The sequence below is a fragment of the Streptomyces sp. ITFR-6 genome (assembly GCF_031844725.1).
Taxonomy (GTDB): domain Bacteria; phylum Actinomycetota; class Actinomycetes; order Streptomycetales; family Streptomycetaceae; genus Streptomyces.
Genome location: NZ_CP134612.1, coordinates 4978533 through 4991143, shown reverse-complemented (window position 1 = coordinate 4991143; position 12611 = coordinate 4978533). Strand labels below are relative to the sequence as shown.

At 70.0% G+C, this 12611-nt stretch carries 11 protein-coding genes, 1 tRNA gene and 1 pseudogene; 7 read left to right on the top strand and 6 right to left on the bottom strand.

Translation table 11 applies throughout. From position 1 onward, the window contains the following. Positions 1–145: 145 nt before the first annotated feature. From RLT59_RS22715 to RLT59_RS22705, 3 genes are all read left to right on the top strand, one after another. Positions 146–218, top strand: a tRNA-Arg gene (locus RLT59_RS22715). A 113-nt stretch (positions 219–331) separates the two neighbouring features. Then, positions 332–664, top strand: a complete 333-nt coding sequence (locus tag RLT59_RS22710; RefSeq protein ID WP_098008702.1) for a hypothetical protein — start codon at positions 332–334, stop codon at positions 662–664. A gap of 11 nt (positions 665–675) precedes the next feature. Further along, positions 676–1416, top strand: a complete 741-nt coding sequence (locus RLT59_RS22705; protein ID WP_311305090.1) for a hypothetical protein — start codon at positions 676–678, stop codon at positions 1414–1416. A gap of 70 nt (positions 1417–1486) precedes the next feature. Here RLT59_RS22705 and RLT59_RS22700 read toward each other — a convergent pair whose 3' ends face one another. Continuing rightward, positions 1487–2671 (bottom strand): tyrosine-type recombinase/integrase, encoded by a 1185-nt coding sequence (locus RLT59_RS22700; protein WP_311305089.1) that lies wholly within the window; start codon positions 2669–2671, stop codon positions 1487–1489. A 701-nt stretch (positions 2672–3372) separates the two neighbouring features. On the opposite strand from RLT59_RS22700, the gene RLT59_RS22695 reads away from it, so the two are divergent. From RLT59_RS22695 to RLT59_RS22680, 4 genes and pseudogenes are all read left to right on the top strand, one after another. After that, entirely contained in the window at positions 3373–3606 is a 234-nt protein-coding gene (locus RLT59_RS22695) for a helix-turn-helix transcriptional regulator (protein ID WP_185900623.1), read from the top strand. A 656-nt stretch (positions 3607–4262) separates the two neighbouring features. Further along, positions 4263–5426, top strand: a complete 1164-nt coding sequence (locus RLT59_RS22690; RefSeq protein ID WP_399125905.1) for a DUF3631 domain-containing protein — start codon at positions 4263–4265, stop codon at positions 5424–5426. A gap of 320 nt (positions 5427–5746) precedes the next feature. Continuing rightward, positions 5747–6280 carry a MobC domain-containing protein gene (gene mobC, locus RLT59_RS22685; protein ID WP_311305088.1) on the top strand — a complete coding sequence of 178 codons (534 nt, stop codon included), beginning with the start codon at positions 5747–5749 and terminating at the stop codon, positions 6278–6280. Then, positions 6277–7971 (top strand): annotated as a pseudogene (locus RLT59_RS22680) (relaxase/mobilization nuclease domain-containing protein). Before mobC ends, RLT59_RS22680 begins: the two are co-directional and overlap by 4 nt. A gap of 114 nt (positions 7972–8085) precedes the next feature. Here the strand turns inward: RLT59_RS22680 and RLT59_RS22675 are convergent. From RLT59_RS22675 to RLT59_RS22655, 5 genes are read right to left on the bottom strand one after another with little or no spacing between them, the layout of a single operon-like run. Then, positions 8086–8610: a P-loop nucleotide/nucleoside kinase family protein gene (locus tag RLT59_RS22675; protein ID WP_229321587.1), complete on the bottom strand. Its 525-nt coding sequence runs from the start codon at positions 8608–8610 to the stop codon at positions 8086–8088. A 48-nt stretch (positions 8611–8658) separates the two neighbouring features. Continuing rightward, positions 8659–9525 carry a glycosyltransferase family protein gene (locus RLT59_RS22670; RefSeq protein ID WP_125613629.1) on the bottom strand — a complete coding sequence of 289 codons (867 nt, stop codon included), beginning with the start codon at positions 9523–9525 and terminating at the stop codon, positions 8659–8661. Then, entirely contained in the window at positions 9526–10755 is a 1230-nt protein-coding gene (locus tag RLT59_RS22665; RefSeq protein ID WP_311305087.1) for a glycosyltransferase, read from the bottom strand. Next, positions 10752–11456 carry a hypothetical protein gene (locus tag RLT59_RS22660; RefSeq protein ID WP_142229224.1) on the bottom strand — a complete coding sequence of 235 codons (705 nt, stop codon included), beginning with the start codon at positions 11454–11456 and terminating at the stop codon, positions 10752–10754. The genes RLT59_RS22665 and RLT59_RS22660 overlap by 4 nt, the downstream gene beginning before the upstream one ends. Beyond that, positions 11453–12610 carry a glycosyltransferase family protein gene (locus RLT59_RS22655; RefSeq protein ID WP_311305086.1) on the bottom strand — a complete coding sequence of 386 codons (1158 nt, stop codon included), beginning with the start codon at positions 12608–12610 and terminating at the stop codon, positions 11453–11455. Before RLT59_RS22655 ends, RLT59_RS22660 begins: the two co-directional genes overlap by 4 nt. Position 12611 lies beyond the last annotated feature (1 nt).

Here is a 12611-nt window from a genome sequence, read left to right as displayed (position 1 = left end):
CCCGTGCGTCGAGCACGCCACCCGCTACACTGGCGGCGGCGAGCAGACCGTCGCAGGTCGATCGCCAGGCTGTCCAAAACATGCCAAGCTTCGGTGCCGCACATTGCACCGTTCTAGGCACATTTCGTACGGCTGCCAGATCCCCGCCTCCGTAGCTCAGGGGATAGAGCACCGCTCTCCTAAAGCGGGTGTCGCAGGTTCGAATCCTGCCGGGGGCACGGAGAAACACCAGGTCAGAGGCCCTGTCGTCCGAGTGGCGACAGGGCCTCCGGTCTAGCAGCACACATATGGCACACATGGCGTCCGCGCAGAGGGTGGGGAGCGGCAGACGATGCCCAAGAGGGACGAGCTGGCCCGACGCCGGTACGAGAAGCTGGTCGACCGCCTGGAATCACTGATGAGGGCCGCCCTCAAGCCCCAGTACAACGGGTACTACGGGCAGCTCATCCTGAGCAGCAACGACCTCGAAGAGATGGGCGAGCTGAAGGACGTCCGTCGTGCCGCTCGGGAAGCGGCCCGCCGCCTCGACTGGAAGCCGACCACCCACCTCACCGGCGGTCGGCTTTTCGTCCTCGACGAGCGGGAGGTGCCCGAGAAGATCGAAAAGCTTGCCGCGGATGCGACTGCAGAGGCGCTGGACCGAGCCTGGCGGGAACGTCAGTGAGCCTGGCTCCCTTGCCCGACCCTGCCGTGGTGCTGACCGAGACCGACTGGGACGCCCTGGATCACGCCTACGGGACAGCGGATGACACCCCCGCGCAGCTCGTCGCACTGTTGGACACAGACCAGCGCGTGAGATCCCAGGCCCTGGACCACCTGCACCACGTGGTGCACCACCAGAACACGCTCTACGGCGCAACGGCCCCGGCCGCGCTCTACGTGGCCGCGATCCTCCCCGACCCACGCACCACCCTGCCCGTCGAGAAGAGACCCCGAGACTTCCCCGGGCCGATGCGCGCCGCGCTCCTTGAGTGGCTGGACTCGGTGGCCAACGCCGCCGACGACCAAGCCGAGGCAACGATGCGCCACTTTGGCTTCCCTCCCGAGGACTACCCTCCGTTCGTCCGGACTCGCGAGATCCGACCACTGCTCTTCTCCGCCGTCTCCGCCTGCTTCGACGACCACGACCCACACGTCCGTGAAGCCGCCCTCGCCGCCTGCATCCCGCTGCTGGACGACTCTCGCCTGCACCGCCACCGGAAGGCCGCGGCCCCGCTGCTGCGAGCGACGCTGGCCACCAGCGCCCTGTGGCAATACCAGGAACGGGCCATGGAAGCCCTCACCGCATGGGGCGAGGGCACTGCGGGACTGCAAGTCCGGCGGCAGGCGTTCGAGGCATGTGACGCACCGAGCAACACATCATCATCGGCTGAATGGGGCCTCGTGGCGGATGACGCCGCCGACCTCCCGTTCTGACCGACGATCCCCAGCAGGGCCGTGGGTCCACGCCAACGACTGCTGCGGCTCGGCACAGCAATGGCACACATCACGCTGCGCCCTCCTCCAGATCAGCTACTGCTTCGGCAGCCTTGCGCGCCTTCCGCTCCGCCTTCTCCAACTTGGCCTTCGCCTTGGCCAGCTGCTTGGCGCGGCGCTTGTGCATCTTCTTGGATACCTCGTCGAGGCGGTCCGGGAAGAGATGGCCGTACGTGTCCAGGGTCAGCGTCGCGGACTTGTGACCCAGCATCGTCTGGACGACGTTGACGTCCGCGCCGCTGGCGATGGCCAGCGAAGCCGCCGTATGCCGCAGCTTGTGCGGGGTGACCTTGAGGTGCCCAAGCCCCGCCTTGACGACCGCCGGCGCGAAGAACCGCTGACGGAAGTTGCGGGCCCGCAGCGGACCGCCCTGGGGAGCGGTGAAGAGAAGCTCGTCCTCGCCCCTCCCCTCGACGTGCGGCTTCAACTCCTCGGCCAGGAACCGCGGGATCGGCACCGACCGGCGCTCGTGGTTCTTGGGCGTGTCGAGGTAGAGCTTGCCGTTGTCCTCGACATACGCCTCCACAATGTGAGCCCGGCAGGCATCCAGGTCCACGCGGCCCAGCTTCAGTGCGGACGCCTCACCCCAGCGCAGGCCGGTGTAGGCCAGCAGCAGGATGAACACCCGGTAGGTGCCTGACGCGTTGGCCAGCGCGTCGGCCTGCATGTCGTCGAGGTACACGTGGTCAGTCGGCATTGCCTTCGGCAGGGGCACGCCGACAGCCGGGTTGACCGACAGACGACGGGCCTTGACCGCGTAGCCGAGAACGCGGCTGAGGACGACGTGCGCCTTCCGGACCGAACGAGGGCTGAGCTTTCTGCCGCCGGTTGCCTCGCCGGACAGCAGGTCCGCGAGCCACTCGGCGATGTCCTCGAAGTGGATGCGGTCCAGCGGAGTGGTGCCCCATTTGGGGATCACGTGCACATCGAGAACGCCGCGATAGCGGCCCCGGGTGGAACGCTTGAGATGGATCTGCGCGGCCAGCCAGGACTCCGCCACCTCTGCGAACTTCACCCGCGCGGCGGCGGGATCACGGTAGGAGCCGTCGTTGAGACGGGACTCCATCCTCGTCCGCTCCGCCTCGGCGTCGACCTTGCGGGCGAAGGTCTTCATCTTCGGTTTGCCGTCGGGGTCGTACCAGCGGACGCGGTAGCGCCCGGGTGACGTGCGCCCTGCCCGCTTGGCTTCCGCCACGGCCCGTACGTACGCCGCGTGCCCTGTGCGGTCCTCAATCCAGACCCGCGCCAACTAGCACCCCCTCCGGTCATCACCGAACACCGACGGTGGCGGCGGGAGCAGGGTCGTGGGAGGGACACCGAGCACGGTGGCGATGACGAGTTCGTCGATGTCGCAGCGGCGGCGAGTGCGCCCGGTGCGACTGAGGGCGGTGTGGAGGCCAGCGGGGCCTATTTCGACAGGTCGGGTTTCCATGACAGGTAGCTGTAACTTGCATCCGGGCGCCATGGCAAGAGTTGGTTCTTAAACTCTACAAACGCCGTTCCGGGGCGACGTGGCATTCGTCTCGTTGAATTCCGGCACATCACGAGCCGTGTCAGCCGGGAGGTTGTGCTATCTTCCCGCCGCGTCGAAATTGTGGGCGTTTTGGGGAGATTCGAGATGCGGTGTCCGGTGGGTTGGCGGCTTCGCCGCTGACGACTGGACGCTACCTCTGACCTGCCGAGGTATCGGATTCCGGCACCTCAGCCAGTCGCTTCTCCACAGAAAATTTCTGCTTCCGCGGGATGGATTTCGGCAACCGGCGATCCGCCCTTACTGTTCTGGTCTTCCCCGGCCATGCTGAGGGAAGTAGCCGGGGCTCAGAATCCACGCTGGACGCTTCCGCGGATGGTGTGGCCTTGTTGTCCACGCCTGCCATCCAAAACCCTGATTCCGATATGGAGACCTCATTGCCGAACCACTCCCCGCGCCTGGCCGGCGCCGAGCGTGACCAGCTCGCCACCCCCTCCGACGTCGCCGCCTACCTCGGGGTGCCGGTGAAGACCCTCTACCAGTGGAAGTACCGGGGCATCGGCCCCAACGTCCACAAGGTCGGCCGTCACCTGCGCTACCGCTGGCGGGAGGTGGACGCGTGGCTGGACGCCCAGACGTCGTACGACCTGACGGCCTGATCCCGCGTCTGGCGCGGACAACGAAGCGACCCCCGGCGCGCCAACGCCGAGGGCCGAAGACTTCCCAACTGATCGCCCATCCCTGAACGAATGAGCTGGTGAGGGGCGAGACCTTGCCCGTCCTGCCCCTCACCGGAGAGGAACGCCTATGGAAGACCCTACGTCCCCCAACCCCACGAACACCTCCCCGATCAGCTGGCCCACTCCGGCGGTCCCCGGCGAGGGCATCCCCTGGCAACGCCGGGACCAGGCGGACACACGGTCCCCGGCATCGGGGACCGCCGAGCAACCGGCGGATGTGGAAGGACACGGGGACCGTCCCCAGCCGTCTTCCGGTGCCACGGTTGGGGACCGTCCCGGCGACGTCCCCGCTGCTCGGTCCCCGCACGCCCCGGTCCCCGTATCGACATCCGGAACAAACCAGCAGGTCAGCGGCGACAAAACGAGGACCGGTCCCCAGGAAGCTGCAGCTGCGCCAAGGGACCGGAACGAGGACCGTGGCCACGGTCCCCGCCAGTCGCTGGGGACCGACAGCCCCATGGCGGGATCCGCCAACGCGGAGGGGACCGGATCACGGGACCGGTCCCCGGCCTGCTCGGGGACCGGAAGACCTTGGAGAACGGGGTTCCGGTGAGGGTCCGGAACTACTGGATGAATTGCGGGCGGCGATCGGCAAGTACGCTGTACTGCCCAGTGACGAGGCTCTGACCGCGGTCACCCTGTGGGTGGCGGCCACGCACATCCAGCCCGCCCTGCAGCACGCACCACGCCTGGCGGTCGTCGGCCCGACGAAGGGCTGCGGCAAGTCCCGGGTGCTGGACGTGCTCCACGAGACCGTGCACCAGCCGATCATGACGGTGAACATGTCTACGGCGGTGCTCTTCCGCGTCATCGGCAAGAACCCGCGCACGCTCCTGGTGGACGAGGCCGACACCATCTTCAGCAAGGCCGGCGACAACGAGGAACTACGCGGCCTGCTGAACGCCGGACACCAACGCAACCGGCCCGCCTGGCGCATCTCCGGTCCGGAGCACAAGCCGACCCCGTATCCGACCTTCGCCATGGCCGCGCTGGCCTCGATCGGCGACCTGCCCGACACGATCACGGACCGGGCGGTCGTGCTCCGCATGCAAAAACGCACGCCGGGCGAGAAGGTGACCCCGTTCCGCTCGCGCTACGCCACACCGGAACTGAACACACTGCGGGACAAGCTGACTGCCTGGCTGGGACCGCTGCTCGGCACGGCCGGCCGCATGGCGCCGACCATGCCGGTGGAGGACCGGGCGGCGGACACTTGGGAACCGCTCGTCATCGTCGCCGACCTGGCCGGCGGCCAATGGCCCGCCCTTGCCCGTGCGGCCTGTGGGGCGATGACCCGCTTCGAGGCCGTCCAGGACGAGCAGACCAACCTGAAGACGAGGTTGCTGCGCGACATCCACCACGTCTTCGAGGCACACGGCAACCCCGAAGCCCTGTCCAGCCTGGATCTGGTCACCACCCTGCTCCAAGACCCCGACGCCCCCTGGGCAGAGCACGGCACCAACGGGCTCAACGCCTACCACCTGGGGAAACTGCTACGGGACTTCGACATCCGCCCGGCCAACTACCGCTTCGACCAGGGCAGGCAGGCCAAGGGGTACGCCCGTAACCGGTTCCTGGACAGCTGGGCCCGGCACTGCCCGGACCTCACCGAGGCAGCGCGTACGCACCATGCCGCCCCCGCGCAGCGGACCGCTCAGGGCAAGCCGCCCGCCGCCCCGGCGGGTCAGCTACCCATCGGCCCGCCCGGCGGCCCCGCCGGCCCCAAACGCGCCCACTGACCCACCTCCCTCTGGGTCCGTATCACTGCGTCGCATCCGTCCCCGCGCAGGTCAGTGCGGGGACGGATGTCCTCACCGGGACGGACTTCTCCGTACCTGCCCGCGTGTCCGTACCTGTCCTGACCAGGCATGGGACGCATGCGACGCACGTGACGCCCCCAAGTCCCCCTCACCACCGGAGTACCTTCATGCACGAACAGGACCACGAACTCCCCACAGCTCAGCAGCAACTGCACACCACCTCAGCCCCAGACAGCGCAGCAAGGTATCCCGCTGGACCGTCCGCAGGCCGGTCTCGCGGGGAAACCTCCGCCCCGGGGGTGGCGGAGGCACTCGGGCACCAGGGGGTGCCCGAGGAGGAACAGCCCACTGACGTCGCCGCCGCTGCTGCCGCTGCGCCGCTGCCGCGTGCCGCCGACGTAGCCGCCCTCCACCGCGTCGCCCGCCGCCGCAAGCCCGACCCGAACGGCCCGCGCAAGCAGCGCGTCGACGCCCGCTACAGCATCGAAGAGAAGGCCGACATCCTCGCCAAGGCCAAGTCACTGAACGTCAGCGGCGCCCACTACGTCGCCGTCGTCGCCCTGGCCCACGTCCACGGCGACCTCACGCTGCCCGGCCAGCGCACCCCACTCGACGACTACATCGACGAACTCAACGCCCTCCGCCAGCAGGTCTCCGCCATCGGCCGCAACGTCAACCAGATCGCCAAGAAGCTCAACTCCGGCGGCCATCCACACCCTGGGGGCAACGCCCTGCTGGCCCAGACCGACCGGACCCTGAAAGCCGTCGGCACGGCTGTGGGCAACATCGCGGCAGCCGCCAACCAGGCCGTCAGCCACAAGGCGGCCCGGTGATCGCGAAGATCAGCAGCGGCCAGAGCACCGCCGGCCTGATCCGCTACCTGTACGACACCAAGAAGGCCAAGGACCACACCGACCCCCACCTGGTCGCCTCCTGGGATGGCTTCGCCCCCGACCCCGGCCGCGCCGACGACTTCGACGCCACCAAGCGGCACCTCGTCGCCGACCTCGACCTGCACGTCTAGCAAGCCGAGCGACTCGGCCGCGCCCCCGACAAGTACGTGTGGCACTGCTCGATCCGCGCCGCCGAGACCGACCGCCACCTCAGCGACGAGGAGTGGGCCGACATCGCCCGCCGCGTCGTCGCCGCCACCGGCATCGCCCCCGACGGCGACCCGGACGGCTGCCGCTGGGTCGCCGTGCGGCACGCGCCCGACCACATCCACATCGCCGCCACCAAAGTCCGCGCCGATCTGCGCACCGCACGTCACTGGAACGACTATCTGACTGCCGACCGGGAACTGGCCGCCATCGAGAAGGAGTACGGTCTGTTCCAGATCGTGCGCGGGGATCGCACCGCTGCCAAGCGACCCACCCGCGCCGAGCAGGAGAAGGCCACGCGAGCCGGTCACGCACACACCGCCCGCGAACAGCTGCGCACCACCGTCCGAACCGCCGTGGCCGCCGCCACCAGCACCACAGAGTTCATCGGCCTGCTCCAGCACACCGACGGCATCTTCGTCGACGTCAAGCACTTCCCTTCCGGGGACGTACGCGGCTACACCGTCGCCCTCCAGGGCGACACCAACGGCAAACAGGAACCGATCTGGTACTCAGGTTCCGAACTCTCCCCCGACCTATCCTTCCCCAAGATTCGCAAGCGCCTCGACGCCACCGACTAGCCGCACGGCCAGCGCAGGGCCGACCCGTGGCACCAGGCCACCGCTGCCGCAGAGCGCATCCCCCATCGCCTTGAGCACGGTGAAGACGCGGCTGCTCAGGCTCATCTGGCCGCCCTCGGTGAAGCCCTCGATGCCCTGCCCTTCCTCGCGCCCCCGGACATCCGCTCTCAACTCCGACAGGCTGCGGAGGCGTTCGAGCGCGCTACCCGCTCCCGCATCCAGGCCGAGCACCAGCACGCCCGCGCCCTACGCGGCGCCGTGCGAGCCATGGTCCGCGAGCCCGCCCCCAAGGACGGCGCCCTACTGGCGATGTTCCTCGACGCCGCGATCCTCACCGTCATCGCCGCCGCCCGCTGGCACCAACTGCGCCACCACGACCAACAGGTGGCCGCAGCTCACCAGACCCTGGTCCATCTGCAGGCCGCCTACGAACAAACTGCCATCGCGCCGCTGACCGTGCTCGTCCAGCGTCGGCCACCCCAGCAGTTGGTGGAGCGGCACATCCTCTTCGTCCGGCAGACCGTGCCCGATCACGCGGAACAGATCCTGCAGGACCCCACCTTCGACGCACTCGCCGCCGTGCTCGCGGACGCCGAGAAGGCCGGACACGACCCCACCCAGCTCCTGCAGCAGGCCGCCGACCAGCGAGCGCTAGACGATGCCCGCCGACCAGCGCGGGTCCTGACCTGGCGCGTTGAACGCCTCAGTACGAGGTCGGCACCCAGCGCCCGCGCTCGTGCGGCACAGGCACAGAGTCCGGCGCGGCGTACGAGCACAGCGGTCCAATCGCCATCGGCCGCCCCGGCCAGTCCGCCTCAGCCGCCGCAGGCACGGCGACGCTGACACACCCACCGCGAGCCTCACCCGGACTCGGCGCTATGCGGCTTCGACTCCACGTGCGGCGCCAGGCCGTGCGGGTCGTGTCGCTGACGCCCTCCGGACCGAGGCCCGTCGGCGTTACCGCCCCCGGGCCTCGGTAAGTGCCGCCACCAGTACGTCCAGGTCGCCGGTGTGGACGATCACGTCCTCGTCGTCGGCAGGGGGGTCGAAGCGGGCGAAGAAGTCGTCCAGGGCTTCGGGGGTGACGGTCAGCGCGTTGGCGTCCTCGCGTTCGTTGCGCTCGGCCAGGCGTCGCAGCAGCTCGTCGCGGTCGGCGGGGAGGTAGACCACGACGGGCAGGCCGCCTGCTTCGCGAGCGGCCTGCCGCCAGGCGTCGCGCTCGGCACGGCGCCACAGGCCGTGGTCCAGGACGACGTCGTTTCCGGCCTCGATCTCCTTGATGAACCGGTCCCGGGTCGCTTCGACCACGGGCCGTTCACGCTCGAAGTAGGTGTGCTCGGGGTAGTCCACGCCGTACCGGCCATGCAGGCGGTGGACCTCCTCGTCTACGGACAGCCGGAGGTAGCCACGGTCGGCCAGGGCCTGGGCGACGGTGGTCTTCCCGGAGCCGGTGAGGCCGGCCAGGAGTACGGCGAGGGGCACGTGGTCATCCTTCCACGACATGCTGTCCGCGCGTGAGAGCGTTGTGTGTCAATCCTGGCCGCTGTGGGCGTGCGGACGCCAGGTGGTGAAGATGCTGCGGGCTTCAGAGGGCCAGCTGAAGGGCATCCGGTCCAGGCTCACCCGGCGGAAGGCGAACCGCGGATCGCTGGTGTTGATCACGCCGCCGTGTTGTCCGACATGGGCTAGCAGGCGTCCGGCCTCGTCGCGGACGGCCGGGGTGTGTTCCTGCCAGGTGCCGGTGGTGAAGTGCTGGACCCGTCGGCGCAGGTCGTCCAGGACGCCCGAGCGCCACTTGAAATGGTGAACCGCGCAGATGCGGTCCGCATCCGGCCGGTGGCCCGGAGAGCGGTGGTTGCCGGAGGAGACGGTGACGTCGTGGCGGGCAAGGACGATCTTCCTCGGGTCGCCGTGCAGGAGCCGGTGGGTGAGGTGACCGCCGAGGGGATAGGCGAGGTCGAGGCCGCCTTCGGGCCGCCAGTCGGTCAGCCGTCCGCTGGCGGCGACGCGGTCGAGCATCAAACCGCCCACCACAGGGTTTCCGGACTTCTCGGCATGGGCGATCACCTCGTTCAGCGGGGCGGGGTACTGCTGGAACTCGTCGGCGTCGGCAAGCAGGTGCCAGCCGGGACCGGCCCGGTGCCGCAGGGCGTCGCGGAGCTGGGTGTTGGTGTGCTCGTGCCACGGGCCGGTGCTGGTGCCGGTGGGGATGATGCCCAGCTCGCGGGCGGCGGCCTGGAGTTCGTGCCGTTTCCGGTCGGGTACGTGGTCGGGGAAGTGGAAGGCGATTAGGAACCGCTCGACGCCCAGCCACCGGTAGTGGCGGGCCCAGGCGGCCAGCAGAGTCGGCTCGACGGGGCCGACGACGGCGATCAGCGCGGGAGGCGTGCTCGGCATTCAGGACTCCTTCGTGCGCAAGAGGGCGAAGGTGCGGGTGAGGAAGTCGGCCTGCTCGGCGGCCGACCGCATCCCGAGCAGGCCCGGGGCCGCCGGTCCGGGCAGCGGGGGCGGCTGGCGGATGACGGTGTGCAGGGCGTCTGCGAGGGCGTCTGGGTCGCCGGCCGAGAACGTCAGGGCCCAGGGCTGGCCATGCAGGCGGGTGGTGAGGGCGCCGTCGTGCTCGGAGACGATCAGAGGGATGCCGAGGCGGGCAGCGTCCATGACGAGTCCGGACTCCTTGCCGGTCCCTGGGCGGCGGGTGACGAGGGCGGCGTCAGCGGCGGCGTACACCAGCCGCAGCACGGCATCGCTGACGGGGCCGGGCACGATGTGCACCCGCAGATCGGGCAGGGACCGCCACCGCTCCAGGACGGCCTCGTCGAGCGGGGAGCCGGTGACCACCAGGTGCAGGGGCTCCTTGAGCCGGTCCAGGGCGGCGTCGACGACGGTGACGTCCTTGTAGGGCCTCCAGCCGCCGACCAGGCAGACCACCGCCTCGGAGACGGGGATGTCGAACGCGGCCCGGCCTCCGTCACGCTCGGCGTCATTCAGGCGGCGGCCGTCGTCGACCGCGAAGGCACCCACCACCGCGGGCAGGTCGGCGAAGGCCGTAGCGAACTGATCTCCGACAGCCTGCGTCGGGTACACGGCGACAACCTGTTGCTCGCCCCGGCGGGCGAGCCGGCCCAGCAGCCGCACGACGGTGTCCTCGGCCGTGACCGCCTCGTGGACGAACCGCAAGTGCGGCTGCCCGCCGAGGAGGGCGGCGGCCCCGTGCAGGGCCTCGCTCGCGGTCAGGATCACCACCGCGTCGGCGCCGGACTCCAACCGGCGAGCGGACCGCAGTGCGGACGCCTCGGTCAGGCACCGGGCGATCAGGGTGATCTGGTGCGGCACCCTCCGCAGACCGCCAGGCCAGCGGCGCGAGCGGAACACACGCTGACCGGCCGAGGAGAGCCCGGACGCCAACCGGGAGACGGCACCCAGCACGGTTGCCGCCGGCCCCACCGGTGCGGTCACCAGTCGGGCGTCCGCCTCGCGCAAGGCACGTACCGCCTCGGTGGCGATCCCGTGCGGGGAGATGACGAGGCTGCTGGGCCGGGCCTGGGCGAGGGCCACCAGCGTGCGCTGGTGGTGCCCGCCCAGGCGGTTCGCGTACGGCTCGATGAGCACCAGCGGGCCGGTCATCCGGACACCGCCTGGTCCCCATGGGCGGCGGTGAACCTCTCCCGCAGCCAGGTGGGGTCGTTGAGGTGGTCGAACTGCTGCGGGTCACGTGCGGCCTGGCGGGCGAAGGAGACGCCCTCCCGGGCCCCGGCGGCGGAGTAGGCGGCGAACTCGCCGCTGCGGCTGAGAGTCCATGCCTCGACGCGCCTGTGCGCGTCGCCGTCCGCCATGCCGTACTCGCTGCCGCGCTCCAGCATGGCGCACTCGCGGAAGCCGGCCTTCCAGGCGTGGAAGGGGCTCTGGTTGAACCGCGTGATCCCGGCGGTCTGGTGGGCGAACTCGATGCGGCCGGGCAGGGCAGCAAGCACATCCACGGCCTCGCCCATCTCGCGCAGGGCACTGCGGCTGATCAGCTTCAGCCCGCCGTAGCCGTAGGTCAGGCCGTTGACCGGGTTGACCGCTCGCCACACCCGCATGGACACCCCCTCGTCCAGCGGCCTGACATCGGCAGGGTCGAAGCCGGGGTCGATGGCGAAGTCGCCGTCGGCGAGGAAGAACTGCTCGCGGTCGACGACCTCAGCACACAGCCGGTAGGCCAGGCGCATCCCGTGCACGCCGTGCAGGCGCTTGACCGTGCCGCTGAGTGTCCGCTGGAGCCGGGAGTGCAGGGAGTTGGCCATCGGCTCGTCGTAGGACAGGAACACCGCGTCGAAGCCAGTCATGAGAGGGCCTCCAGGTAGCGGGCGGCGACCAGAGCGGGGGCGAAGTCGGCGGTGGAGGCATGGGCCCGTTTGGCATGCACGGCGTGGAACTCGTCGTCCGTGGCCAAGCGCTCGGCCAGGGCGACGGCCTCGGCCGAGGTCGTGAAGCACAGCTCGGGGTCGATGTGTTCGGCGAGCCAGCCCAGGCGCGGGGAGATGACCGGCAGGCCCATGCCCTGGCAGTCGATCACGCTCATGGACCAGGGGCAGCCGGGACGGAAGGGAGCGATACCGAAGCCGGCGCCGGCCAGCAGGTTCTTGTAGCGGACACGGTCGCCCCGGTCCGAGACGACCTGTACGTGCGGCAGGGCGGCGAGTTGGTCGCGCATCTTCTCGGGGCTGTCGTCCAGGCCCCTCCGCTCGGCCCGCCGCTGGCCGAACAGGTCCATCACCCGCAGCCGTACGGTGCCGGAGGCCACCAGGTCGCGGGCCAAGTCCACGAATTGCCCGGTGCCGTAGTGCGCGTACAGCCGGTGGTTGTAGACGCCGATCGCCCCCGCGCCGGAGGGGGTGGTCCGTGCGGCGGGGTCGCGGACGAGTCGCTCGTCGCGCGGCGCGGGCACTACCCGCAGCCGCTCACCGATATCCACGGTCATCCGGGTGGCTGCAGCCGACACCCAGGAGGCGGCAGTGGCGGAGTGCACCAGCACCCGGTCGCACGCCGCGAGCCCTGCGGCGAACGCCAGCAGCACCGGCCGCCCGAGCCCCGCGTCGTCCAAGGACGGGTCCAACAGGAGCTGCCCGCCATCGGCGAAGGAGAACGGCAGGTAGTGGCAGTACCCGGCCAGCAGCGCGTCCGATCCGGCCTCCAGCAGAGCCGTACGGATCGCCGGGGCTTCCTCGATCTGGTTGGCCACCACCGCGTCCGGCCTCTCGGCTTCGATCAGCGCCACCAGCTCGTCGACGTCCGCCGAGAAGCGGGCCCGGTACTTCGTCCCCGGCACCTTCGTCCGGTGGAAGCCGCATCGGACATCCCCCGCCGGAGCCGGAGCCGCGACGGTCACTTCCGCCCCGGTGTCGGCCAGGGCCGGGGCCAGCAGGTCCGCGAAGATCCACCCCGAATCCGCCGACAACCGGTCGGGGTTGGAGATGTTCAGCAGGTACAGGACACGCATG